General features: G+C 44.7%; 19 protein-coding genes. 2 read left to right on the forward strand and 17 right to left on the reverse strand.

What is annotated here, in order from left to right:
* Positions 1-5: 5 nt before the first annotated feature.
* The 5 genes from KA713_04450 to KA713_04470 all read right to left on the reverse strand — a co-directional run bounded on the left by KA713_04450 (position 6) and on the right by KA713_04470 (position 7,468).
* Entirely contained in the window at positions 6-1,556 is a 1,551-nt protein-coding gene (locus KA713_04450) for a GAF domain-containing protein (protein ID UXE67860.1), read from the reverse strand.
* A 526-nt stretch (positions 1,557-2,082) separates the two neighbouring features.
* A complete protein-coding gene (locus KA713_04455) occupies positions 2,083-2,919 on the reverse strand; it encodes an alpha/beta hydrolase fold domain-containing protein (protein ID UXE67861.1) in 837 nt (278 codons plus the stop codon).
* Between the two features lie 738 nt (positions 2,920-3,657).
* On the reverse strand, positions 3,658-5,244 hold the full coding sequence (locus KA713_04460; GenBank protein UXE67862.1) for a hypothetical protein: 1,587 nt from the start codon (positions 5,242-5,244) through the stop codon (positions 3,658-3,660).
* Between the two features lie 226 nt (positions 5,245-5,470).
* Complete coding sequence (locus tag KA713_04465) at positions 5,471-5,998, reverse strand: transposase (protein UXE67863.1); 528 nt, start codon at positions 5,996-5,998, stop codon at positions 5,471-5,473.
* A 546-nt stretch (positions 5,999-6,544) separates the two neighbouring features.
* Positions 6,545-7,468: a toprim domain-containing protein gene (locus KA713_04470; GenBank protein UXE67864.1), complete on the reverse strand. Its 924-nt coding sequence runs from the start codon at positions 7,466-7,468 to the stop codon at positions 6,545-6,547.
* Positions 7,469-7,612: 144 nt separating this feature from the next.
* On the opposite strand from KA713_04470, the gene KA713_04475 reads away from it, so the two are divergent.
* Both KA713_04475 and KA713_04480 read left to right on the forward strand, forming a co-directional pair.
* Positions 7,613-7,948 (forward strand): helix-turn-helix transcriptional regulator, encoded by a 336-nt coding sequence (locus tag KA713_04475; protein UXE67865.1) that lies wholly within the window; start codon positions 7,613-7,615, stop codon positions 7,946-7,948.
* Positions 7,949-7,967: 19 nt separating this feature from the next.
* Complete coding sequence (locus KA713_04480) at positions 7,968-8,351, forward strand: hypothetical protein (GenBank protein ID UXE67866.1); 384 nt, start codon at positions 7,968-7,970, stop codon at positions 8,349-8,351.
* Between the two features lie 128 nt (positions 8,352-8,479).
* Here KA713_04480 and KA713_04485 read toward each other — a convergent pair whose 3' ends face one another.
* The 12 genes from KA713_04485 to KA713_04540 all read right to left on the reverse strand — a co-directional run bounded on the left by KA713_04485 (position 8,480) and on the right by KA713_04540 (position 26,485).
* Positions 8,480-8,866: a hypothetical protein gene (locus tag KA713_04485; GenBank protein ID UXE67867.1), complete on the reverse strand. Its 387-nt coding sequence runs from the start codon at positions 8,864-8,866 to the stop codon at positions 8,480-8,482.
* A gap of 17 nt (positions 8,867-8,883) precedes the next feature.
* Positions 8,884-10,209, reverse strand: coding sequence for a hypothetical protein (locus KA713_04490; GenBank protein UXE67868.1), 1,326 nt, complete (start codon positions 10,207-10,209; stop codon positions 8,884-8,886).
* A 6-nt stretch (positions 10,210-10,215) separates the two neighbouring features.
* Positions 10,216-10,974: a hypothetical protein gene (locus KA713_04495; GenBank protein UXE67869.1), complete on the reverse strand. Its 759-nt coding sequence runs from the start codon at positions 10,972-10,974 to the stop codon at positions 10,216-10,218.
* A gap of 8 nt (positions 10,975-10,982) precedes the next feature.
* Positions 10,983-11,411, reverse strand: coding sequence for a hypothetical protein (locus tag KA713_04500; GenBank protein UXE67870.1), 429 nt, complete (start codon positions 11,409-11,411; stop codon positions 10,983-10,985).
* Between the two features lie 88 nt (positions 11,412-11,499).
* On the reverse strand, positions 11,500-12,036 hold the full coding sequence (locus KA713_04505; protein ID UXE67871.1) for a hypothetical protein: 537 nt from the start codon (positions 12,034-12,036) through the stop codon (positions 11,500-11,502).
* 2 nt (positions 12,037-12,038) lie between these two features.
* Entirely contained in the window at positions 12,039-17,873 is a 5,835-nt protein-coding gene (locus KA713_04510) for a hypothetical protein (GenBank protein ID UXE67872.1), read from the reverse strand.
* 7 nt (positions 17,874-17,880) lie between these two features.
* The gene (locus KA713_04515) at positions 17,881-20,397 is read right to left on the reverse strand and encodes a hypothetical protein (GenBank protein ID UXE67873.1); all 2,517 of its coding nucleotides are present in this window, start codon (positions 20,395-20,397) and stop codon (positions 17,881-17,883) included.
* Positions 20,388-24,212 (reverse strand): hypothetical protein, encoded by a 3,825-nt coding sequence (locus KA713_04520; protein ID UXE67874.1) that lies wholly within the window; start codon positions 24,210-24,212, stop codon positions 20,388-20,390. The genes KA713_04515 and KA713_04520 overlap by 10 nt, the downstream gene beginning before the upstream one ends.
* A gap of 28 nt (positions 24,213-24,240) precedes the next feature.
* A complete protein-coding gene (locus KA713_04525; GenBank protein UXE67875.1) occupies positions 24,241-24,960 on the reverse strand; it encodes a hypothetical protein in 720 nt (239 codons plus the stop codon).
* Positions 24,961-25,136: 176 nt separating this feature from the next.
* On the reverse strand, positions 25,137-25,292 hold the full coding sequence (locus KA713_04530; protein ID UXE67876.1) for a hypothetical protein: 156 nt from the start codon (positions 25,290-25,292) through the stop codon (positions 25,137-25,139).
* A 282-nt stretch (positions 25,293-25,574) separates the two neighbouring features.
* Positions 25,575-25,877, reverse strand: a complete 303-nt coding sequence (locus KA713_04535; protein UXE67877.1) for a hypothetical protein — start codon at positions 25,875-25,877, stop codon at positions 25,575-25,577.
* A 143-nt stretch (positions 25,878-26,020) separates the two neighbouring features.
* A complete protein-coding gene (locus KA713_04540) occupies positions 26,021-26,485 on the reverse strand; it encodes a hypothetical protein (GenBank protein UXE67878.1) in 465 nt (154 codons plus the stop codon).
* Positions 26,486-26,540: the final 55 nt, after the last annotated feature.

Consider the following 26,540-nt stretch of genomic DNA (forward strand, 5'->3'; position numbering starts at 1 on the left):
TGCATCTAAATGTCATTTTTGTTTCTTGCAAGTTGCTCTTGTGTTGCCTGCATTTCTTCTAAATTTTGTCTTAGCTCTTCTTCCTGAGATCGCAACCGCTCTGCTTGTTCTTGAGTTTCCGCTAGAATATTTTTCATTTCTTGAGCAGTTGTAACATTGTTGATAACCGAGGCTACAAAACTGCCAGCTTTTTCTAAAAATTCAATTTCGTGGTCTTTCCATTTATGAAAACCAGCCAGTTCTATTATCGCCTCTATCTCATCGTTAAACTTCATTGGTACGATGATCAGGCAGTTTGGGGTTGCTTCGCCAAGCCCTGAGGTGATGGTAGTGTAATCATTTGGCAAGCTAGTAAGCAGGGTGGTTTGTCCTTCCAAGTAGGCTTGGCCTAGCAAACCTTCGCCAACAGCAATGGACTTGGAGATGTATTTCTTGCGGTCGTAAGCATAGCAAGCCGCCAATTCAAGCCACTTTTTTCCGGTCTCTTCTTTTACAATAAAAAGGCTTCCCTGGGTGGCGTTCATGTAGCGGCATAAGAACAATACTGTTTGGTAAGAAAGGTCGGTGATCGAGTTTTGATGGTTGCGCACCAACTCGTTGAACTTGGCAAGGCCAACGTTTAACCAATTTCTTTTTTCGTCTTCTTCTTTTAATGTACTTAGTTGATTTCTAAGTGCTGTTAACTTTCCTGCAAGGTTAGTATTATTAAGTGATGTATTATGTTTGTTTAAACCGCGCCACTCCACATCAAATTTTCCATTGGTTAGATCCGCAACAAATGCGGCAGCAACTTTAAAGCTTGAAATGGAGCGGTCAATATAATGCGCTTCGTTAGCAGTGCTAACTTCGTTGCCATCGTCAAACAGATAGGTTCTGTTGCTCCTGTCAAACTCAAGCAATAGTGCCGTTCGCTGCTTGGCCTCCTTTGCCAGACGCAATACAATAAAAATAAGTGTGGGTATGCCTGTTAAGAGTAGGAGTGCTTGTATCCAACTAGTGCGCGCCATAGCATTTTGATACCGAGACTGCGCAATGCGATTGAGCTCGTCCTGATGGGCAACTATCACCTTAGCTACAGCATCGTACTCGTACCATAATGCAGTGCCGCGGTCTTCTTTAAACATCGCACGAAAAGTATTCATACTATCTTGTTTAATTTCATCTATCATTTTTCCAGAAAACTCAAGATAGTTGGCCACTTCTGTTTTAATTTTCTGCAGCCCATCCAGTGTTACGCCCTGCGCCCCCAATTGCGTATTGAGATCTTCAAAAGTCTTTGGGAATACCTCTTTTGCTATAGTGTAGGGTTTGAGCAAGCGTTCGTCTTTGTCAACCGAAAAACCCCGCACGCTTACGTCAGCGCGCTGCACAATGCCACGTATAATAAAATTCATATTCTCCTTAATGGAGGCCGTTTCTTCTTTGATTCTTACGGTGGAGACCATCACCAAATTATTATAATAAACCGCTGTTGCGCTTACCACAATTAGAAAACCGAGAAAAGAAATAGGTAAGAATATGGAGTTCCTTTTCAGAAAAGAAGCTGGCTTTTCCATTATCGTTTTGCGTTGTTTTAAAGATTAAACAAATAAACTAATTTAATTGTTCTTTTAAAAAGCAGCAATGGATAAATGAAAAAAAAGGCTGCTCGTTTTGAGGCAGCCATTCAACCAAACAACCAATCAAAAAGTACTAGTTTGCTCCCAAACTAGCGCAAGTGTTGTGCGTTGGGCATTTGGCTTGGCTCACTTGTGCCTTTTAATTAATGATAACCCAAATTATGCATTAGAGAATTTCAAGAACCCTGTAAATTGATGAAAATGAGTGCCTTGCATCAAGTTTTATTCCAAACCTTTCTTATGCTATGCATTAGAACTTAAGTTATTGATTCTCTTGAAGAAAAAAGTTATCATCTTAGTTTAATGCATAATTCGGGATGAACAAGCAACAGCAAGTAAAAAAGAGATGCTCAGTAGTTTATTTTTCATAGGGTGCTTTTTGGAAGATATAAATTGAATTTGCCAATTTAGGTATTATTGAAATTTGTTAGTGATGAAGCAATATAAGTCATTGCTTTTTAGACTACCTGTTAAGAAAGCTATTGTATTTTACTTTAGCCTCCGGGCTATCAAATAAGGCCGTGTGCTCATAGTTAGCCACGTCAAAAAATTGACGATCCTTGCAATTGCTGCATTGAGTTACCTTTTGTTTAAACGTAGGCCAAGATGTTAGTTGGATTTGTGCATCCAACAACCCTTGAATAAATAAGATGTCAGACTTAAAGCCATCGGCAAAGAACAAGAGTGAACGTTGTTGGTAGGCATTACTATTGGATGAAGTGCTTCCGTAGGCACTTCGAAGAAAGTCGCAGGTAACAGAGGCAGGTGTCCTATCACTTTCTTCTAACTGACACCTAAGGATCAAATCAAGCGGGCCGGGGGCGTTGGCAACAACACCGTTTGTTTCGTGCATTCTGTTGAGCCGGGTAACAATGTAGCCTCCTTGTGAGTGGCCTACCAAAAAAACCTTTTTCACCGTAATTCCCAATTCTTGACTCGCTTTGTTTTTTACCCAGAGCAAGGCGGCTTCCGATTGTTTTACATTATCGCCCATTAAAAGACCTTCTTCGGGGTAAGCAACACTTACAAACATAATATCTTTTCGATCGGTAATTTTCTTGACAGCGTCCAGCGTTGTATTGGCGGCTGTAAGGATTTTGCTATCCAAGAAAACCGTGCCGTGATAGGCAACAATCACATCCAGTGTGTTGCCCTCGGGTTTGTCAATAACTACATCAACCGATACATTGTTGAAGTTGACAGACCGTGTTTCTTTTATTGGTGGAGATGGGATGCTAGCAATTTGATCCTTTCCGCAGGCAAGGGTCACGAAAAAAGCAAATAAAAAGGCGGTGCGCATTATTGAAACTGTTTGCCGCCTTGGACTGATTTGTTATCGGAGGGTTTAATCGACTACCGATACTTTTGAAAATATTGAAGAGAGCTTCGCAATGTCTATCCCACTGGTCTTAGCGGACGCTAAGACCTATAATTTAACAAGCGTCCGCTTGTATAAGCTATTCCAAATAAATCAACTCCACCTTAGCTTTTTTAATTGCAATTGATAACTGTAAACGTTACAAAAATACAATTTGCTGTGATCGTGAAATTTGTATTTTCTGCCCATATACAAATGTATTAAATGGAGTGAACATGAGCGCACGCTAAGACCAGAGGGGAAAACGAAGGCAAGGCTGAGGAAGTAATAAAATCCAACAGAACAAAAACTTCGCGAGACTAAGGGGCTATTTATTAATTGAGGCATCTCTTAAAACCTTTCGTTCACGCTGGTCGCCTGACCAGCGTGCGCACAAACACTACAATAACCTAAAATTAGATGCTGGCGTGCGAAAACAAGTTGGACAGGTGTGCGAAAACAAGTTGCGGGTCAGGCGACCCGCAACAACAACCAAGAATAACTTTTTGACCAACGAGAACTAGGGGTTTGTGAAGTTGTTGGTCAGGCGACCAACAACTACGACTAAAAACAACTTACTGACCAACGGCAACTAGGGGGGCAATGGATCATCAGCAAAGATTCCGGCTGCTTGCTTCCGTATCATTTTTCGAAGGAGAATTTGTAAAAGATTTTATTGTTCTATTTTTCCTGTACCGTGGGAAGCAACTTATACTGCACGCCAAACCGAAGCACCAGTTGCTCTGGGAATCCAGCTGTAAGGCTTTTATCAAAGTTGTAGAGCATCTGTACATTGCCTGTGAAGTGTTGACTGACCTTAAACTCGGTCTGCATGCCCATCAACATTGTCCACCGCCACTTGCGCGCAATAGGCTCGTCAGCACCGCCAAACTTAGGGTAGCTGGCCGCATCGGCCTCAAGCCTAAAACGGACGGCCTTGAAAGTTTTGAACGTACCAAACATGTTGAAGCCCCACACGGGGTTTGCTTGGTCGAACTGCCAAGTCTTGGTACTTTCGCGCAAGCGATAAATCATGCCCCCGCCAAGTTCTATCCTTCCGGTTAAATTATACGATACATTGAGGAACAGATCAACGATGATCGAATCCTTTCTGCCTTGCGCACCGAAGTTTATCCCAAACCGAACGCGCTCGCGGAAGGGTTTTCCTTTGAGCCCGTTCTTGGGCCATTTGTAATTCTTGGGAAGCTTGTCCAAGCTCTCCAGCGAGGGCACTTTCTTTTTGATCTTCGCCATTTGGTCCATCGCTTGCTTAAGCACTTCTTCTTTGCCCGCAAAATGGTCGATGGCTTTTTTGGTAACTTCTTCTTTTAGCTTCTCGGGGTCCTTCATCGCCTCTGCCGTTTTCATCGCTTCGTTTTCTTTCATCAATTTATCTGCATTGTCCATCTCTTTGCTGATGGCATTTACATCTTTCAATTGATTGGCAGCTTCTTCGGCCGCTTTGCCTGGGTCTTTCAGCGCGCCTTTTGCTTCATTTAATTTTCCCTTGGCTTCCTTCAACGGGCTCGCTACATTCTTCAGTTGGTCGTTCCACTGCTTCATTTGGTCTGTGCCAGGGACGGAAAGTTTACCGCCCACATTGTTCAGGTCTTTGGAGAGGTCTAGACCAGCAAAGTCGTTGGTGTTGAGGGAGGGAATTGGGGCACTAGGCGTTGGGGTATTAGGCACACTCAACGAAGGCGCAGAGAAGTTGGTATTAGGTAGTCGAGCTTGGGTGTTGGGTAGTTTGGTATTGAGCCCTGCCAATTGGCCGTTTACTTTGTCGATACCTGGGATGCTTGCTTTGGGCAGTTTCAGCCCAAGCGAATCCAGTTTGCTTCCCCACTTTTTATATCCCGCATTTACTTTTTGTTGCAGTTGGTTTTGCTTCGCGCTGACTTCGCTCAGTAATGCTTGTTGCTCGCTTTGCAGGCTATCGATCTTGCGTTGAAACAGCAGCGTAGGTTGATTGCGAACCAACAGGCTATCGATTTTGGATTGAAGTGAATTCTGTATGCCGGCAAAGGTGGTGTTGACTCTCTGCTTTAGGCTATCAGCCCAGCCGATGACTTTCAATGAGTCTTTGTATTTCTCTAGGTTGCCAAGGCTATGAAGGCTATCCAGTTTTTTTTGCCAAGGGGTGTTGGTCAGTGAATCGAGTTTTGATTGAGCTTTGCTTCTAACGGAATCGACCGTTGGCAATTGTTGCGCAAAAGTGAGCTGCGTGAGAAGCAACAAAAACAAGAATATGGTGATCTCTTTTTTCAAAATGATGAGTAGTACAAATCTACTGAAAGCAGGTCATATTGGATGGGCTTTTTTCGTCCATCTTGCCTCTATATTTCCTCCCTTTATCCTCTAAGTATCCTTGCTGTTAGGCTATGCTTAGAGAAAGTGAGCAGTCAAGCATATGCTGCTAAACTGGCAGCGATTGAATCTGCTGAATCTTCTTCCCTTCGTTAATGCTAGTCGCCTGACCAGCATTTAAATCAACCTACAATTCATCCAAGTGAGTAATGATCCCGAACTCGTCCATGCCTGTTTCATAAAAGCTTGCAGAGCTGAAGCGATAATCTCTTGTGTCTGCGGCCAAATTCCAATGTGGTTGGCAAGGATTGTTGTGAATGTAATTCATCTTTTGCTGGACAAATTTTTCAGAGAAAAGATCAATGCTCAGCGAATCCCTTTTCCATACTTGAAAGGTTCTGTCTTTGGCACCTACATAAATCTCTTCCAATTTCTTTTGGCCATCGCGCTGCTTTATTCTTTCGATTATCTTCTTTGCCGTGAACTTTAAGAGATCGCGCTGCACGTCTTCTAACTTAAAGTCATTCTGTATGCGCCAAATGATATGAATGTGGTTCGGCATGATTACGTAGGCGCCCACTTTTATCTGCCCTTGAGCAATCCTAAATTTCAATGATTCAATTACGATCAGTTTTGCCTCATCGCTGTCCAACAGCTTGAGCCAATCATAACATACAGCAGTGAAAAACTGAACGTGATTTTTTTGCAGCACCATTCGCAAGCGAAATTAGCAATTTCCGTTCTCGCACATCATTACGTTCACGCTGGTCGCCTGACCAGCGTACGCACAAACAGCTAAACAATAGCTAACGAGTCTGTAAAAACAAGTTGTTGGTCAGCGACCAACAACTACAACTAAAAACAAACTTCTTGACCAACGACAGCTAGGGGTGTGCGAAAACAAGTTGCGGGTCAGGCGACCCGCAACAACAACCAAGAATAACTTTTTGACCAACGAGAACTAGGGGTTTGTGAAGTTGTTGGTCAGGCGACCAACAACTACGACTAAAAACAACTTACTGACCAACGGCAACTAGGGGGTGTGCGAAAACAAGTTGCGGGTCAGGCGACCCGCAACAACAACCAAGAATAACTTTTTGACCAACGAGAACTAGGGGTTTGTGAAGTTGTTGGTCAGGCGACCAACAACTACGACTAAAAACAACTTACTGACCAACGGCAACTAGGGGGTGTGCGAAAACAAGTTGCGGGTCAGGCGACCCGCAACAACAACCAAGAATAACTTTTTGACCAACGAGAACTAGGGGACGGCTTTTGTCCCTGCTTCATCTCCATCAAAAAAGAAAATGATTTCCCCTAACTGTTCAAGCTCTTTGATCGCTTGCTGGTGTTCTTCTGTCAATCCATTCGTTCCGTAGCAACTCAGGATCGTGTAGTTCGCTGTGATCTCGGAGGATTGCAACAACGTGGCCGCATCAATGATGGCTTCGGTTAAAATCAGTTTTTTGGTTTCAGGTTTTGGGTAGTGCGGGTAAAGTCCTTGCCGGTCTTTTAAGTAGTAATGCTTCCCGCTTTGGCGGGACGGGTCCTGATCGGTATCGTTGATGGTGCTGCGGAAGTATAAACTTGTTACTTGGTTCGATTTGTTCTTCAGTGCAAACACAATGCACCATTTGCCGAACACATTGTACGCCTTGTCATCTTTCGACCTTGCATTGATAACATTTGTTTCCCGCAGCAATCCGTATTTCAGGCAGTTGTTGATCAGCGTTTCTTCTTTCCGTTTTCCATGGTGGAACTGTGCCGAGTTGTAACCAACCTCTGTTTGGTAATGATCTAACGAACGGCTCGCAATGTAATCCGCTGCTGGCTTGCTGTTGTACACCGCATTTTTAAAGTAGGTGAACATGTTTGTTAAAAATGCTTCTCGGCTTAGTGTAGGTATTTCAGTATTACCGATCAGTGATTGCGCTTTCAGTATCGCGTTGTGTTTGTCTGTCTTCTCTTTGTGCATGATAAAATCGATCACGTCCAAGCTCTTGCCATTCGTTGGGCAGTTGCTGGAGAAGCAGTAGCAGGTATGGGTTTTCCAATACACTTGGAAGCTCGGTGTCTTGTCGTCATGGAAAGGGCAATTCATTTTCCCGTGCTTGTCGGGTTTTAACCCGTAGTGGTCTAAGACTTGGGCGAGGGTGAGGCGGGTTTTGATGTCTGCTATCTCCATGAATGAAAATATTTTTTCGTGTGATATATCATTCACAAACCTAACCAATCATTCTTATTCAGGCAAGCATCATAACAATTGTTTCCGACTTTTCATTCGCTTACTTTTACCTAAAGCTTAGTTTTTAGCTCATAAATACGATATATGATGACGTTTGGACAGAGAATAACCTATGCAAGGAAGCAAATCAAGATGACCCAAGCCGATCTCGGCAAAGAGGTCGGCACTTCTGGCGATATCATCGGGAAGTACGAGCGCGATGAGATCAAGCCCTCCATCGACACGGCCGCCAAGATCGCGGACGCCTTAAAAGTTACGCTCGACTTCCTTGTGAAGAACACCGAGTACCAGAACATTGACAACGATGCGCTCAAGAGGTTGAAGCTCATGGAGAAACTTTCCCCCGAGGACAAGAGCCACATCTTCGCTCTCATGGATGCCTTCTTTGCAAAGAGTAAACTCAAAATCCTGATGGACTAATCCTAAACTGCCAATATCCATGAATACACTACTTTTGATCGTTCGCGCTATCAACGGATGCTTTACATTGTTCCGCAACCTCAAAAAGCACCGTTCTGTTTTAAAGCCTGTGGGCAGGTACTTGACGCAAGGATCTGTTCAATTGAACCAATTCCTTAACAGGCCCTATGTGGTTACCACAAAAGGTCTTTCCGTTGTCGTGACACCCTCTTTTGTTCTCCGCTCTTTCATGGCCTTGAATATCTTTGCAATGCGGGCATTGTTCTTCTTCTTGTCCCTCTTGACTTTTGCTATAGTGGTCTCTTCTGGTATGCCAATACACACCACCCTGATCGTTACGGGGGGAATGTTCCTATCTGGGAAAATCGCGCTCGACTATTTTGATAAGCTCAACAAAGACTAAAAAATAAAACCCGACTCATCATCGGGTTTTTGCTTGATGTGAGCTGGATAACACCTCACTGGGCGGAACACCTGACAAGACAGAAAAACCAGATCGCTCTGGGCTTTCACTTGTCAACTTCTTTTCTTTTAGTGAATCAAGAACGGCAAAAGATATAATAGGAATGGGAGAATAATGGCAAAAACTACCAACCAGCCTCTTGTCTTCCGAAGTGCCGGATTGTCTTTCTCTTTCTCACGCCATCGGTCGGACAATTTCCAATACTTGCCCCTAAAGTGAAAGTAGTTCAACGCTATCAAAAGGACTGCTAAAGCAACCCCAATCATGCGGCCATACTTCACATAACCCTGAACATCGGATTGATGCAGGAAAAGCACACGGATCAGAAGTAACAAATCAACAAGCAACATCCCTTGCATCACGCTTAACACTGCAACTGCCCTAAAGGCACTGCTGCCGTCCCGCTTGTAATAGAATTTTGCAACCCTATAAAAAATGTATTCGACTAAGTTCATTTGTCAAGATTGGTTCGTCAATAGCCTAACTTAATATTTGCGTTTGGCAACGCACTGTCTAACCCGTTCGCTATCCTATCAGTCAAGCCTGTACCCGTTCCAAATTGGAACGCCAGATCGGTGAGACCGTAAACAATTCCAAATACAGGGAAGGCCACTGAGGCAACCCCCAAGGCAAATTTAGTACCATCACCAATTGAAAGGTTACCGTCAAGGGCACTTTCAACGCCAGTTGAAAGGATACCAACAACACCAAGGCCAGTACCAAAATTCCTGACATACTTCGAGGCAGTTGCGACCTGCCTTAACTTTGAGAAATTGCTTATGTACCTAGCATCGTTCCTTACCGCAGCATCTACCGCATTGGACATTAGCCCAGCGAACCCAGCAAGGCTCGAACCTGAAATCTCGTTTGTCCGCGGACCCCATCCAAAACCTAGTACAAATCTTTCCAGTGGATCCGGCCCTCCTCCCTGTGTCTGCTGACTTGAGGACACCTTCACAAACTTCGCATTAACAACCACCGCATTTCCGGATCTATAATTTGTTTGTACCCAATATCCCATTTCACCATACTTATTACTTCCCGCTTCTGCATTACCCTGATTGGCAGCAAATGCCGCTTTCTGGTATTCAATGCCTCCTAAAAAGCTATTCAAAGCTCCACCATCACCAGGACCGTATTTCTCAAATGCACTGCCCCACCCAGAACCATTCAAATCGTCATCACCGATCACTCCATACATTCGTCTCTGATCATTAAACATACGGTCAATAATCCTTTGATCGGATTGTTCTCTTACGCTGCTCTTCTTGTCTGGAGGCTCCGCTCCACTGGGGTCATTCCAGTATATAGGATCGTTAAACATTGCTGAATATGGTGAGTGCGCCAAGTTTCGATCACTTAAAGGATCAACCTGCTGCCACCGGCCAGTACTCACATCCAGTCCTCGAAAGTAAGTGTCATAAACATTTGCATCTATCGTTGTCTGCACTTCACTGCCCGCATTGTAAAGAAAATTATTCTTGGTGCTGTTCTCTCGTTGATAGCTCAACGCACTATTATCCATGCCATGCGCAAAGTGATCATTGCTCTGCACCACCGGTGATTTGGTATGGGTCACTTGAAAATCATCAAAATAAACTTCTATGGGTATGGGGCTTGTGTTGGGCGGTTGAATGCTTTCGTTGCTCAGGTAAATATACACATAGCCTGGCTCCGTGATAGATAGCTCTGGTGATTGCAGCCGCTCATGTGGCACATCGATGCCTGCCTCTTTGGCCAACGTAGTGATCTGCTTAAAGCCCCCTGTTTGAAAAACATAGTCCCTGTCAAAAATCAACCGGGATCAAATGGTCGGGAATTCGTTCCCCAAAAGACCAATTATATCACTGTCCACAGACTTAACGGTATTGTCTTCGTTGAATGTAAAAGCCAATTTCACTACACCAGCATTGTAAAACCAGCAAAAGACTGTCCCCTCAGGCTGATCAAAATCAAGGCTCGTGGCATCTACCAATTTAGCCGTGGCTTTCACGAATTCCAAATTGTTAAGAGGCCAATGTGCAATCAACGAATCTATGTCGGAGGTGCTGCGCAAGATTTTATGCATCGTTGGGTTTGTTGGGTTTGAAAGGAAAGAGCAATATGCCCCAATGATATCTTGTCTGGATTTTAGTTCCTTAGAACGCACATACTCATTGAACACCTCAATATTAATCAACATCGAAATATGTTTATTCCATCCGCTGCTCTCTATTGTTTTCTCTTTCACCCCCACCAACTCGAATGGGTAAGCCCTAAGGAATTTTGATTCAGCACCAACTGTAAGTACTATGAAGTTCTGGTGTGATGACCCTATCTCATCCACCATGTTTATGACCTTTACATTGTCAAACGATTCAAGCACAACTCTTGAATATCTGTCTTGATAAGGCGAAGGAACTATGCCCAATAATTTATGAAAATAATATCCCTTTGACTCAGCCTTAAAAATTCTATACGTCAACGAATTTATAGAATTGAAGAATACCCTTACAGCCAATATAGCTATTACCAATACGGTAATCACCACTGCTATCATACTCACTTTCATTTTGTTTGTCATAGATTCATCTATTTTCCACCCCAAATACTTGCTTTTATTATGGCTTGCTGGTCCGCATTGAAACCCGCGCCTTGCCTGTACGCACTCCTATAATCCATAATGCTTGTTGGGTCATTAGTAGCCCCAGTCCCAAAAGCATGACTAAACCCAAAGAATCCATGTCCTATCTCATGAACGGCAGCATTTACATATGCACACATGGGCAATTGTTTTCCTGCACCAGTTGGAGAAAGACCATTGTACACGATAGGTCCATTTGGGTCATTCGAAGGGGAATATCCACCAGCTTCCAACTTATCCTTCCCAAGCCTAAAGTTTTTTATTGTAACAGTACCAGTGGGCGAATCATTCCACCAAGCTTTTAATCTGCCACCAAGGGACGAATATTCCACCACTAGGTTACTGGCAAAACCATTCGCAATTAGAGTTGTCCGCAAATCATTTATGTAGCCCGCTTGGTCAAATCCCTTGGGTATGACCTCTAAGTTAATGAAGATAGTTGGAGCCCCTCCTTGCGTCTGAACTTTACTCTATCAGTATTTTAAAATTCCCTTTTATTTCTATGTTAGAATCACTACAACCTTCTCCACGGCACTTCCCTTTAAATTCAGTATAACCCCTTATAGTCTTACCTTTCTTAAAGTCCAAGCTGTTTAATTTCACTAAGTACTCAATAGGAATAACTTTTCTTTCAAATTCTGGACCAGACATCTGATATTGATAGTCAACTTTACATTTATCCTTGAAAATCTTTATTACGTAACGATGACTGTATGCTTGGTCAGTGCTATAAATCTCTATCTGTAATGTGTCTTTGTTAAAGGAGTTAAAGTAAGTTTTAGTAAACCAAATATGCCTAAGGTCATCATTGTTTACCACTAACCCCGACCGAATCGTGTCGCTGACGGCTTCTTCTTCAAAGATTTTCACAGCTTTACCCTCGTCCCTGAATTCAAACTTATCCTTACTGTCGATGATGACTGATTTAAACTTAGCTGATGGGTTTTGACAGCTCAATAAATAAGGAGCCGACAAAATGAAAAATAAAAGTGCTTTTCTCATGGTTATCTTGATTTTATTGTTGGCCCTAAGATTAGGGCAGGTGTTGGCGCATAGTCATACATTACCTGAACTGGGCCTGAATATTGGCGAATGAAATTATTGAATTCGGTAATTCCTTGTACCCCTCCCAATATCGCCACGCACCCAGTCAACCCGATGGAATTGGTGATGGTTGAAGGGCCAATGTGTAAATAATAAGTTTCGTAACCCAAGCTGTTGTAGAGACCTTTCACCTGCCATGCTCCACCATTGTATGCTGTTGACCATTGAAGGTCATAAGGTCCATTTGCACCGTTTACCCCAACGACCTTTGGGTCTGTGGTTGCCGTATTGTAAACTCCAAACCTTAACGCTGAAAATTGTTTGGTCGTGACTTTTCCATTTGCATCAGTGCCCGTAACGTTAACGCGATAATATGGAACACTGTATGTTCTTAGGTCTCCATTGGCGTCATAGGTCTTTAGTGGGTAGGCAGAAACTCGGCCCTGCAAAACAATTTCACCTGTGATGGTGACCACTACCCCCGCGTCATTCAGCTGCTGCCGCTGCCTCCGCTGCTGATTTTCATATACATACATCATCTTTGTATCATACCCATAAGAATAATCATATGTATAATCGTGTATAAAATTTCCCTTGTCGTCCTTGTAGCCAGATTCCTCCATCCAATAATTAGTCACCTTGTACCAATTGCCCACACCGGCACCAATTTTGCCAAACATCATCCCATACATATCATCGTCACCGTAAATTCCGTGCGTGTTGTAGTAGTTACGCTCCATGTCATAGTTGCGGCTCTCCTGGATTTGATTCCATCCATCGCTATTCGGATCAGCTCCATTTGGGTCATTAAAAAACACCGGATCGTTAAACGCATAATTATATGTACTATGGCTAGAGTAACTACCCGCCAAAGGGTCCACCTGCATCATCCGCCCTATGCTCACATCCATGCCGCGGTAGGGCATATCATAAATGTTTTGATCGATGCTGCCTTGCACTTCGCTGCCCGCATTATAGAGAAAATTATTCTTGGTGCTGTTTTCTCGTTGATAGCTCAACGCACTATTGTCCATGCCATGCGCAAAGTGATCATTGCTCTGCACCACCGGTGTTTTGGTATGGGTCACTTTAAAATCATCAAAATAAACTTCTATGGGTATGGGGCTTGCGTTGGGCGGTTGCATGCTTTCGTTGCTCAGGTAAATATACACGTAGCCCGGCTGCGTAATGGTGATGGTGGGTGAGGCAATGTATTCATGTAGCACATCGGTGCCCGCCTCTTTGGCCAATGTAGTGATCTGCTTAAAGCCCCCCGTTTGAAAAACATAGTTCCTGTCAAAAATCAACCAGTTCAGGTACGCCCTCGGCGCGCCATTGTCGGTCTTGCCCTGTAGCCCTCCATAGGTAGTTGGGAAAGAGGAAGTGCTATTGCCGTAACTGCTTCCGTCTATCACTACGCCTGCCGTGCTGGCTGCTATCTGAGCAAGTAGGTTGAGCAGGTTCTGCCCGGCAGTAGTGGAGTTGTTTACTGCCGGATCCACGTACTTGGCATATACCTCGGCATTGATCACATCGCCCGGCATCACGCTCAGCGATTTTGCCAGGCCGTACTGCTCATTGGCAGAGCCGTTCAACCGCTGGCTGTATCCTGTGGATGCCCCGTTTGTCTTGTCAAAAATGATCGCGTTGATGCGCCTGGCCGTGGCATAGCGCAAGAACTTGCTCTGCTCGGTGGCAGCGCTGGCATTCTCCAGCGTGGCCGTGTTAGCCTCGCTATCGTCTTTGGTGGTGAAGGTCATGCGCACGTTGCCCTGGTGGTCGGTAAGGTGGTATTGGTAAATCAAGTTGCCTCCATCGGGCACCAATCTCCCCTCTTGGTGCTGCACCACTTGCAGTGCTTCGTTTTCATACAGCAGCTCGCCCACGTAGTCGGTGCTCTTCTGCAGGGCGTTGGCACTGTTATACAACTCTTGCCGCAGCTTGCGGCCTGCGCCATCATACACATACTTCAGGTAGCTGCCATCACGCTTGTTCACCCGCTCGGGTTTGTTCTGGTAGTTATACAGCATGCTGCTGATGCCCTTGTTCTTATCCGTAGTCAGGCTGCCATTGTTGTTATACACATAGTCGACATCGGTGTTAGCCCCATCGGCAAAGCCGGTGGTCTTGCTGCCGCTGTCGGTCACTTTAAGCAGGCGGTTGCTCTTGCTATTGCCCGTGCCGTAGTCATAAGTCAGCACGTCAAGGTCGGTGCCCGTGGCGCTTTTGCGTGTGAGGGCCAGTATGTTTCCGTTTTGGTCATACTGGTAGCCGCTCTCGCTGTAGGCATTGCCCAAAGGCTGGCTCCACGCCACGGCTTTCTCTTTGTAGGTGGCATCGGTGAGGCGGTCTTGTGCATCATATTTATAATTATAAGCGCGTTCTTTCACGGTACTCACACCCTGGTTGGCGCTCCACTTCATGGCCGTAATGTTGCCATTGTAGGCGGGGGTACTGCCCGTGCCCAGCGTGTTGTTGTAGGCCAATTCCAAACCAAAGAAATCTCCCGTATCGTCATTGGTAATTAGGTCATTTGCCAATTGAGCATTGTTAATTGACATGAGCCAGCCGCGTATGTTGTAGCGGTAGTCAAGGCTTTGCTTAAAGGTGGCGCCATTGTCCGTGCTGTGGAGTTTCTTGTCTATCAATTGGCCTAGGGCATTGTACTCATACTGCGCGAGCAGGGTCTCGGCCTGGCTGTTTATCTTATGAAATGTTTGCCAGGGCCGTCCGTCATCATCGTAGTTCATTCTACGGGCAATGGTGGTGGTAGTGCCGCCCACCACGTAGGTGGTCTTGCTGTTGAGTATCTTGTTTTCAAAATCATAAACCGTAGTCATGCGGTTGATGCCGCTCTTGTGGTTGCTGCTCACAGTCTGTATCGGCCGCAGGCGGTCGTCTACATAGCTCACGCTCCACAAGTAGGTGGTGGTGCCGAGTTGTTTTACTTTCGAGCCCGTGGCCATGCCATTGAGATAGTCAAAGACCTGGGTGGCTTGCCCGCTCACATCGTTGCCCACAAAGTTAAAGCGGGTGTCGGCCAGCAGCGTTTTAAAATCATAATTGTCATAGTACCCTACGGTGAGCACGTCAAGGCTGGTGGTGGGAAACACGGTGTTGGTGTAGCCGTGGGTGGCGGCAGCGCCATTGTAACTTTCGAAGAAGGCGGTGGTGCTGAGCAAAAGTGTCATGGCCGCCTGGTCAATGGCGCTGGTGTGGGTGTAGAGGGCGGTGATGATGGGGCGGTTGCGCTCATCGTATTTCACCACCATCCACTGGTTGAGTTTGCGCTGCTCGGCATCCTGGGTCATCACAAGGCGGTCAATGTCATCGTACACAAAATAGACCCAATCGGCACCCGGTGCTTTTTTGGCGGTGAGGCGGCTGCGGTCGTCATAGCGGTATTGAAAGGCCCAGTTGTTCATGAAGGCCGCCTTCACTATTCCTTTGCAGGCGCTCACATTGGTATTGACTGTCAATACCGCACTGGCTGTCATGGTTCTTGCGCAGGCTGAAGTAGTGTGCGTTGCCACTACGGTGTAGGTACCCGCAGCGCTTAGGTCTGCCCAGGTGAGGGTGTAGCCACTGCCAGGCAGCGGGGTGCCTACATTAGTGGCACCGTTTTTTAATTGATAGGTGGCGGTTGTCTCCGAGCCGCTGAGGGTTATAGTGGCAGTCTGCGCGGCACAAATAGTACCGCCCCCGCTGAGGGTAAAGAGGGCCGGTGTGGGGTTCACAATCGTGCTGGTGCCGTTCATTAGCTGCGTGCAAGTAGTGGTGGCGTTGGTGGCTCTCACGGTATAAACGCCTGCCGAGTTGAGGCCCGTCCATGTGCGGGCGCTGCCGTTGCCAGCTACTACTGCGCCTACATTCACAGACCCATCGCGAATGAGTTGATAATTTACACCACTCTGCGAACCGGATAAGGTAAGGGTTAATGAGCCCGTACCGCAGATGGTTCCACCACCCGTGAGGTTATAAACGGTCGGCAGTGCATTAATGGTAACTGTGCGCGTGCCACTCATGGTGAGGTTACACATAGTGGTGGGATTAGTAGCGATGACTGTGTAGCTACCAGCTGCTGTAGTGTTTGTCCAGTTAAGTGCCGCACCGGTTCCGGCCACCGCACTGCCAGCGTTAGCCGCCCCGATTCTCAACTGGTAGTTAATGCCTATCTGCGAGCCGCTAAGGGTAATGTTCACACCTGCGCCACCAGCACAATAGCCGCCACCACCACTGGTGGTGAAATTCGTGGGCAGGGGGTTAATGGTGAGCACGGCCGAGCCGGTCATGGTTGTTACACACGAATTGGCTGTACGCGTAGCTGCTACGGTGTAGGTACCTGATGTAGACTGGCTGACCCAACTCAAAGCTGCACCCGTGCCGGCCACAGTCGTGCCGACATAGGTGGTGCCCCGTTTTAATTGATAGTTAACGCCCGTCTCCGAAGCACTGAGTGAAATTGTAACCGAGGCCGAGCCACAGAAGGTGCCTCCTCCACTTACTGTAAACAATGCGGGGGCAGGGTTCACCGTAAGAGTGGCGCTACCAGTCATGGTTTGGGTACACTGTGTGGTGGCGTTGGTGGCCACCACCGTATAAATTCCCGCAAGGTTCTGCCCTGTAAAATTCAACGCGCTGCCAGTACCCGCAAGTGGTGTGCCTGTGTTCACTCCGTCTTTGCGCAATTGATAATTTACACCGGTTTGTGTGCCGCTCAAACTGACCGTGGTCGAATACCCTGAGCATATTGCCGCTGTGCCGCTCACGGTAAATAAGGCAGGCAAAGGGGTAATGACTACAATGGAAGAACCAGACATCGCTTGCACACAACCAGTAGAAGAGTTAGTAGCCACTACCGTGTACGTGCCGGCAGCGGTTTGCCCTGCCCAACTTAAACTGCCATTGGTTCCACCGATAGCCGAACCGGTATTTACTCCGTCTTTTCTAAGTTGATAGTTTACACCAACTTGTGAACCGCTCAAGGTAATAGTAGCTGACGCTGACCCACAAAACGTGCCGCTACCGCCTACAGCAAAAACCGTGGGCAGTGCATTCACACCAATGCTCACACTGCCTGTCATCAGCTTGTTGCAGCCATTGGCACTTGCAAGTACCGTATAATTTCCGGCTGAGGTTAAACCTCCCCAATTCAAAACGCCACCATTGCCACCTTGCGTATTGATAACCGAGCCATTCAGCAGAAGCTGGTAGGTGTATCCACCCTGAGAACCGGATAATCCTACATTCGTGGATCCGCCCAAACAGAAGGAACCTCCTCCGGTAACAGTATAGTTGGCGAAGGCCACCACCGATACTGAGAGTGTACCGCTGTAGACAACATTGTAGCATTGCTCTACGGGTGGCGGATCAATGGTTTCGCAGTTTTGCCCTATTATATAACAAATCTGGAAAGGTGGTGCATCATCCGGGTAGCATTCAATAACATCGGTGCATACCTGATAGGGTGGCGGGTCGTCCACTACATAGCAGTTTTGAGTCTCCCTGGAAGCAGTAACTGTGCCACCTGTTCCCGTCCACGATACTGTGACTGTACTGCCCGTAGCAGATCCTACTATGGTGCCGCTTCCTGTTAATGACCACGAGAACGAGGTGTTTGAATCGTTTTGTACCGCATACACATATTGATTTGCAGAACAAGCCACGGCAGTACCAACGACCGTTAATTCACCCACGGGTAAATTTTTCTTCCCCTTTCCAGAACCCGGCCATGCGAAGGTCTCTGCTGTAAACAGCCACAAGCAAAAAAAGAAGAATGTGAATTTTGTTTTCATGGGCATCTCAGTTTTGTGTGAACATTGAACCCATACTGTTGATGGCCTCCGGTGGCAGCACCACGGCTAACCGGCCTAGGTGATCATAGACATAATAGGTAGAGCCGAAAAGCGGATTGTTACCTGCGTCTTTGCCATACTGCACTTTCTTTAAAATTGTTTTGCCTTCTTTATCCGTAAAAACGACCACCTGGTTGTTGTTCTCATCGTAGGTGATGTTTTTGAATAGCTGGTTGGCCGAATAATACAATGGCTGTGTACCAGTGGTGGCACTCACAGAGCCGTCAGCCGCGTTATAGGTGAACAGCAATACCTCTGAAGTTGTATTAAATGCATATTGATTTTTAACCGTGCGGTCTGCTAAACTTAGCGGGTCAGCTGTCGGTTGCCAGTCAGTTCCCGGTGCGCCTTGCTTAAGCACACGGCCCACTGGGCTGTTATCGTACAGGGTCACGGCATATGGATTAGGGTTTTCGGCACGCTTTAAAGCAATTGAGTTGGTATAAAAATTTCGTTGTTCCGCGTTACTATAATCTCCGGTAGTGCCTTTAAGGGCGTACGGTCTGAAAAGACCATCATTAATTTCAAGAGAATAGGACAGAAAAGTAGTTGAGTTTTTTCCAAATTGATCGTAGCTCATGGGCTGAATTATCTCAACCGACCCTGGCGCCTGTCTTACACCCACTTGCTGAATAGGCCTGCCCAATCCATCCTGATATTGAATTGATTGAGTATAGTTAGGTGTGGGAGACTTATAAACATTGGTAAAAGGTGAGATACCTGCTACCCTAAAACGTGTAACGCTTTTATAGTTGACACTTACCTGGCCGCTCAAGCCCTTTACCGTAACAGTATTTGTCACGCAGCTGGGAGACGTAGGTGTAGCTTTCACCTCAGCTTTATAAGTTCCCGGTTCGTTTATGTAAAGGGCGGTGGGCGTAGTCGAAAACTGTGTAAGCTCGATGTCATCTTTGAACCATCGATAACTACTATACGAACCCACTTCCATTAAGGTAACGCCACCGTAGGTAAAAGTGCTTGTTCCGTTGATAGTTGCAGTTGGCCGATAAACTTTCAAGGTAGCAACAGGTGTTTCAACTTGGGGGCATACACCATTTTTAAGTATGGCTTTAAATTGTGTATTCGAGTCAACTACATCTACAAGGTTGAGAGTGGTTGAATTCGAGGAAGGGATAATCTGCCATCCAGCACCTGTATTTTTTTCCCAACGCAAAACACCTCCCAAGCTATTAATGATATTCAATGGGCCGCTAAACTTGGTACACACTTCTGTAGATGGTGGATTAATGACACCTGGTACTGAGAACTCATTTATAAAAATAGCAACGGTATTAGTTGAACGTGCATCGTTACAGCTGGTATCAATACGCTTAAAGCGATGGGTAACACCAGTACTCGTAACCGTATAGTTTAAGCCATTGGCGCCACTTATAGGATCCCATCCGCCAAAGTCATTTTGAATGTACCACTGGTAAGTGTAGCTAGCATTTCCACCCCCTGCAGGGCTACCTGTAAAAGTAGCTCCTCCTCCAGTGCACACGGTAGTTGTACCACTTAGTGTGCCTGGAGTCAATGAAGGAAGAATACTCACGGAAACAGCATTGGAATACCGCACGGTGCAACTTGTTACTTTTCTCCTGAACCAGGTAGTACCTGTAAGATTTCCTGTAGAAACTCCTGTAGGGTCGGTTGAACCAGTAACATCGGACCAAGTAGCTGCATCATTACTTCTTTGCCATTGATAGGAATAAGTTCCGGTACCGCCAGTAGCCGTGGATGCCCCATACAGATATCCCGTAGGGGACGCATTACATAAAGGAGCTGGCTGAGAAATTGAACCCGGTGTCAAAAGAGGAAAAACTGACACGTATACCGTATTGGAAGAAATCTGACCGCATTGGAAACTTGCCATTCGATAAAAATAAGTAGACTCCGTAAGAGAATTGGTTGTATAGCTATCTCCAATAACTCCATCTATTTGCGTAAACCAAGCTTCAGATACCCCCCTCTTCCACCAAAAGTATCTAGCAAAACCTCCACCACCGGCACCAGATGAGTTGGAAATTGTGGCCGTTGCATTGTAGCAGACCGATGATGGGGCAGATATGGTTCCTGCAGTAAGTGTGCCTCCGCTTGGGAATACAACTACTGAAAGCGTAGCGGTGGACTGTGCCTCACCTGCCACTGTGTAGGTAACGGTTACCTTTCCAACGTTTGTCGCAGTAGTCCAATTTATCGTCACACTCGTACCACTTCCAGTCGCTGACCCTCCAATTACTTGCCAGCCAGTTACCGAAGATCCCGCTGGGCCAGAGAATGTGTATCCGGCACTTTGGCCAACACAAATTGAAGTTTGTCCGTTAATACTTTGTGCACTTGCCCGGTATGAAGATAACTCAACTACCAGCAATAGAATTAATGGCAGTGCAGTTATTCTCAAATCAATCTTACCCTGTAACTTGATTTTATTTTTAATAAAAGTTTCCATTGCAGCTATTGACATTTTCTATTTGATCCATCATATTTAACCGTGAATGTACTTTCTCCGACCGCTGTCGCACTGAAACAAGTACTATTACACACCATAGAAACTTGGCACCTTATCTCTACCCAACCCGTAGTTGATCCTTGTGGGCAAACATAGTCAGCCTGTGGTATCGTACCAGCATAGTTAAATACATAGCTGGGACTAATGCCACCATTGAATACTTGTACCCAAGTAGAACTGTTGCAATTCTTATACGACCAACCGTAACTCAGAGAGGAACCGGGAGACGCACATTGACCAGTTACAACAGCTGTCATAGTAACACCCGAAAGATCACAAAAGGTAACCGTTTCTCTGGAGGCTCGAATAGCAACCCCCAAATCCATAGGATTAATTGTTAACTTATATTTTGAAACGCTTGGTTCAATGCCTTCTGGAGAAGTCACTCGCAACTCCACCCAATAATAACAATGCGTTGGAAAAGTATAAGTTAGCGTAGGGCTATTCGTTCCAACCACCACATCATCCACTTTCCACTGATGAATTGTCGCGGTGCAATTTTCTGGAGCCGTAAACGTCATCGAACTACCGGCTTTGTAATTGCCAGCGATTGCAAAATTTGATTTAAGAGACGGTGCTGGTGAAACCAAATACTTATACTCATCCAATTGCACCAGATTTTTCTTTGCGTCAAAAGTGTATTTGAGACGACCCAATTCATCATATTGATAAAATACCGAGTTACCCCGTGTATCTGTAATTGAAGTCTTCCCATTGATGGGCTCAAACGTACTAGACGTGATCTCTGCTTTTTCTGGATATAAGGCTACCTGATCTACTAGTAACAGACCAGAAGCACCTATGCGAAATGAAAATGTCGATGGAATGCCGGTCATTGGAATTCTCCGTTCAAGATAAATCCATTGCCCACTCGAAGCAGTAGGGTATGTAATTGGGAAAGCTTGCCATGATGTCCCATTAAAAATTCTTGCCTCAATTGTAATATTTACAGCAGTTGTCGCTTTTGCCCAACATGAAAATTTATAAAAGCCCCCAATGGCACCATTGAATAAACCTGACTTCTCGATTACGGTGGAGGCATTTAACTTCCCACATCTTTTTCCTGACCATGCGTCTGTTAACTCAACAAAATTGAAATAGTCTGATAAATGCCCGGTTGAGTTGCTTTCAAAATCACTAAAACATACTTCGTTTGCCTTGGCATTCACAATTGAAACAACAGGAATACTATTGCCATATCCGTAATGAGAGGAACTAACATTACGTTGTTTGTCAGCTACAGTTAACACATTGCCTGACAAATCGTAATGACTGAATATCATGGCTGGCCTATAGCGATTTGAGTAACTGAAGCTTTGGGAAGCGCCATTTACTGCCACTGTTGATTCAGTAAACCCAGGAGACCCGGAATACACGAGGGAGCGTGCCGGAAGAACCCGGCTGGAAGTACTAAAGTTACTAAAGAGTGTAAGCCCGCCAGACGCATAAGTCTCTGCTCCGGATGGCCTTTGTACAGTGGAGAATGTTTCCACTACAAAACCGTGCATGAAATTACTTGCATTATTCATCCGACTGATCGTTACATTATGAGCCCTCAACACCGTATCGACTAAACCAAGATCTGGGTTGGTAATCGCATTGAAGTCTCGGGCATATCTAATCTTCGATCTTGTAATGACTCCATCACTATTGGTAGTTTGCACCTGGCTCAACATATTATGAACTACATTGTAAGAATAACTTACAATACTTTCGTTCCCTTGATTTAGATTTGATGGATCATAAACAATCGTTTTTTCTTCGTCCACCACTTTGGCAACATTGGCTATGATAGTGTATTGCCCAAATTGGTAAGTATTTGATTCAAATTGATTGAAGCGAGTGGCCTGAATATATGACGGTACTGTATTCAGGCGTTTATAAGTTATGGTCTTTTCTTGTAATGGTAAACTTGCACCTTCTGCAAAATCGGCTACACGACTAAGAAGGCCACGCTCAAAATCAAAATTGGTATTGGGAGGATAGGGATAGGTGTAGTATCCATTTTGTAGATTTTCAATTGGTGGACTTCCATTGCGCGCGTATTGTGAGAGCGTGGCCGCAAAATCAGTGCCCGCTATAGCCTGTTGCGGATAAACTCCTGGTACAGAATATTCATAAACTGTTTTCCCTTTCCCTGCTTGCAGGACTGTTGCTCGTTCAAACAACAAATCATCATCTGGCGCTAGATTATCGGGAGTCAATACAATAGTAACTCCATCCGCATATGCAAAAGAAGGTTTATAAACAAAACGTCCGCTTGATTGACCATTTGCTAATTTATATTCATACTCCCTTACTATATCATTGGTAGCATCCGTATCGTTATCACTTATGGTCACCTTTTTTACGCGCACTCCTCCTCCCAATAAAGTTGTTCCATTATCATTATAGTCAGATGCTTCAAAATCAATTTGGGCATATCCACCGGATGGGTAATAAATGCGCCTTAAAGAACCATCGGCAACAACGAAAGCATTAACACTTCTATCGGAACCACCCGTGGTGGCTGTATAACCGGGCAATTTTGATATCCTATAACGCTCTCCATTGGGTGCCGAATCATTATAATATATTAAAGGCACAACCGATGTACTGGTAGCGTTGTGATACCCCCAATAATCCTGTTTGTCTTTATCTCGAAAGGGAATACTGGTCCTGTCTGTGTTGAAATCGACAGAATAGTATTCAAACCGAAAGGACGGAAATGCACTACAGCCTGCTTCCTCTTTTATTTCCTTCAGAAATCGCTTAAAATTCGGCCCCCCTGCAAAATCATTGGATTGAAGTATATCCCTATAGTTGAATGAAAATTTCTTTGTCAAAGAATAAATTCCATCAACTACTTCAATGGATTGAATGTACTTGTTAGACCATTTGAACACGATCGAGAGTGGTCCGGAAGTAATAGAACTAAGAGTTCGTAATTGAATATTGTCAGTTATTGTGTACAAATGAGTAAGATCTCCAGATGCTGTAGCTACTCTTACTTTTTTTGTTACGATATCTGTATTTGTCGAACTTCCTAGTGAATAGATTAGACCGATGTTTTCTCCAGAAGGCGATTGAATAGAAGTTAGCTTCCAAGTAGAATTGAAATTGACGGGGACTTCATACAGTTTAAAATCCTTAACAAAAGCTGAAATAGCCGTTGTCCCATTTCTAACGGCCCTGCGCTGCACCGTTTCAGGCTCGTTGAAAAAGTATTTTGTACCAGTATTATTGGTTACAACAAAACTGACTATTCGGTTTTCAGTTCCAATTCTGGTATAGTCAACCTTAACATCCTGATACGGTATAAGTCTAAGTTGACGATTGTTATCAAAGACAAATTGGCCACTCAGCCCTGGTGCATTGATGGTAAATATATCCGGTTCAGAGTCTCTCACGCTACCAAAAAAATTCAATGCATTCCAGTTAGCTTGCTCATTAGATATCGTAAATGTATTGGTATAGCTGGAGGACAGCCACCCTTTTCTTGAATCACCTGATACTTCAAAATCGTCTGGAAGCCCCCTCAGCTCACGAGAAATCTGCCCTCCAGCCGTGAGCGACCAGCCTACACCCGCATTCCCTTCAATTTCCTCGACTTTCACTCCACCACCATTGTAAAATAAGGAAACCGGCAACTTAAGGCTGCCGTAAGAAGCATTCCACATCGGTATAACGACCCGGGCTTTACCCGTAGATGGATCTACCGGTACATCAATCTGTCCAGCACCTTGCAGCCACAAGGCGATAAAAAAAGTTGCTGTATAAAATCGTTTCATCGCTAATGAAAAAAATTATTAAAATCCCTTAGTTAATATTCCACTTTCGTTTAAAATCCGAAATCGGCCCCAACCCAACTGACAATCTTCGCGTGTCAACCGAGGCGGGATCTCGTAAGGGAGCCAGACTGTATTGACCAGTTTGCGCATCCTTGCGAATCTGTGTCCCATAAATTTGCATTTCTCCTTTGCTTATGGCAATCCTGTCTTCCATTATGGCAGCAACTGAGGCTTTTGCCTTTCCCGCTTGTACGGCAGTCTTCAATAAGCGCAAGTACCTTTCTTGAGTGGATGCATCGGCCCGCTGAAGGGTATTTAATATGGCAGCCTCCCCATCGGCACCCACCATCTCACTGTTCAACCAGCCATATTGATCAAGAAGATCAGTCACCGTTTTAATATTTTGTGCGTCATTGGCCTTAATTCTTCCCCATAGCTCGTGCATTTGCTTGGAGTTCATTCCATATTTTGAACGAATGCTATCAATACCTCCACGGATACTTCGATCCGACTCACTGACCTCAGCAAGTACATTCTTTGCACTGCTAATGACTTGGGCACCTGATGTAATACCGCCAAGAGTTAAAGTCAGCAGTACTAACCAAATAACTTTATATCTAAACTTTAATAGCTTCATTTTTATCTTTAGTTTCATATTAAGTGAGGTAATGGGCATAGGTGTAGCTAGTGAGGTTGGTTTTTGCTTGCCAGTGGCATCATTTTCCGCTGTACGATATTCAGTAGGCATCGAGCAAATGGTCATTACATTCTAACCCAACATTACAAAACAATCCCCTCCATTGCAACGTGGAAAACCACGTATTTTTTACATGGTTTTCCAAGTTGACTTTGTCATAAATTTTACAGGTAGACTGTTTTAGATAATATCGTAATTCTCCCAACCTGAAATCGGAAGTTCAAATATTAAAATCCAATATCCTCTGAAAAGCAGTTTGCTACATTGTAATCCTGAGCATACAAAGCAATCTGGGCTTCAAAAACCTCAACCTCGTTCTTTAAGTCAAACTGTTTTTCCAGAAAAAAACCGTTAGAACCATGTCTAGTTAAATCATCTTTCACAATTCTAATGGAAGATAGCAATTTGAAATTATTTTCCTTAAAGCTTTTCTCCGTTGCGAAAATCAATAGAATAGAATTGAATTGAAACAATCTGCAAGAAAGTCGGGTTTTAACTTTAAAACCTTGCAGATTTTTTATGCTTACAAAACCAGCTTCTACATCTCAACTTAGTTTATAGGGTCTGTAAAGTAAACTGTGTCAGTTAATAATTATTGTTAATCATACCTGATGTTGGAATGTGGTCAACCCCCACGCTATTGCCCTCACACAATGTTATAAAATTTAGTTGGGAGTTGTCCACTCAACTATATTCATGGCCACACCAAACTGCTTAGCAAACAACGCACAATCAATGGTACCTTTTGCAATGGTAATTTCACGATTCACTAATTCAGAAGTAAGCGGAAAACCCGTCCGTCTGATTTCTTTGGGGGTAAGTTCCAAATTGTTCAACCGCTGCCAATAATCGGCTTGGTGGGTACGCACTATCACTTCTTCCCGAAGTGGAGCAGGCTCAAATAAGTTGGCTGATGTAATCGTACCTTCGTACAACAATTGCTGTGGCAAGATCTCGTACTTGCTCATGGGAAACCGATGGTTTGGCGGCAATGGCAGTACGTAAGAAGGAGCCCAGGAAATTTTTAACATAAAAATAATTTCAAGCCACAGGCCTCAGCTACAAGCTTATCGGTCGTGACTTGAAAGCATGTTGGAAATTCAACTAGCAATCAATGTTTATGTTCCGCTGCACCTTCGTGTTCATGCTTCTCTCCTCCTCCATGCCACGCTTCCATGATTCCATGGAAACTATCGTGAAGGGTATTTAATGCCGAGCCAATTTCCGTGTCGGCAGCACCCGAATTAACTTGATCTGCGAAAGCACGTGTATCAGTCTTAAGTTTCTCAAGCTGTTGTTTTACCTCGTCTGTATTCACTTTGCTTGGCAAAGAAGCACTTGCCCACTTCTCCGCTTCAGTGGCCATTTCTTCGGCTAGTTTCTTGGCAGGAGCAAGATTGGACGAATCTTTATACGGATGAAAGGCTTCCGCCATAATCATGTGAAACGAATCCATTTCTTTCCATTCGTCTGATTCGGTTGCAGCGGCTTCAGTAGTTGTCTCTTCTTTCTTTTGGTTGCAGCTCGTCAAACCAATGAAAGCCAAAACCAATAAGCTCAATACATATTTCTTCATAGTGTTTTAAAATTTTGGTAAAGTTACTAATTGTTTAAATAAGTTGGAGTTTAGA

This window comes from Chryseotalea sp. WA131a (assembly GCA_025370075.1).
Lineage (GTDB): Bacteria > Bacteroidota > Bacteroidia > Cytophagales > Cyclobacteriaceae > ELB16-189.

Coding starts and splice junctions, on each gene's coding strand:
- KA713_04455 (UXE67861.1), bottom strand. CDS start 2,919: ATGCGCACCGCCTTTTTATTTGCTTTTTTCGTGACCCTTGCCTGCGGA.
- KA713_04520 (UXE67874.1), bottom strand. CDS start 24,212: ATGAAACGATTTTATACAGCAACTTTTTTTATCGCCTTGTGGCTGCAA.
- KA713_04505 (UXE67871.1), bottom strand. CDS start 12,036: ATGAGAAAAGCACTTTTATTTTTCATTTTGTCGGCTCCTTATTTATTG.
- KA713_04515 (UXE67873.1), bottom strand. CDS start 20,397: ATGTCAATAGCTGCAATGGAAACTTTTATTAAAAATAAAATCAAGTTA.
- KA713_04510 (UXE67872.1), bottom strand. CDS start 17,873: ATGAAAACAAAATTCACATTCTTCTTTTTTTGCTTGTGGCTGTTTACA.
- KA713_04540 (UXE67878.1), bottom strand. CDS start 26,485: ATGAAGAAATATGTATTGAGCTTATTGGTTTTGGCTTTCATTGGTTTG.
- KA713_04465 (UXE67863.1), bottom strand. CDS start 5,998: ATGGTGCTGCAAAAAAATCACGTTCAGTTTTTCACTGCTGTATGTTAT.
- KA713_04480 (UXE67866.1), top strand. CDS start 7,968: ATGAATACACTACTTTTGATCGTTCGCGCTATCAACGGATGCTTTACA.
- KA713_04450 (UXE67860.1), bottom strand. CDS start 1,556: ATGGAAAAGCCAGCTTCTTTTCTGAAAAGGAACTCCATATTCTTACCT.
- KA713_04525 (UXE67875.1), bottom strand. CDS start 24,960: ATGCCTACTGAATATCGTACAGCGGAAAATGATGCCACTGGCAAGCAA.
- KA713_04475 (UXE67865.1), top strand. CDS start 7,613: ATGATGACGTTTGGACAGAGAATAACCTATGCAAGGAAGCAAATCAAG.
- KA713_04495 (UXE67869.1), bottom strand. CDS start 10,974: ATGACAAACAAAATGAAAGTGAGTATGATAGCAGTGGTGATTACCGTA.
- KA713_04485 (UXE67867.1), bottom strand. CDS start 8,866: ATGAACTTAGTCGAATACATTTTTTATAGGGTTGCAAAATTCTATTAC.
- KA713_04470 (UXE67864.1), bottom strand. CDS start 7,468: ATGGAGATAGCAGACATCAAAACCCGCCTCACCCTCGCCCAAGTCTTA.
- KA713_04535 (UXE67877.1), bottom strand. CDS start 25,877: ATGAGCAAGTACGAGATCTTGCCACAGCAATTGTTGTACGAAGGTACG.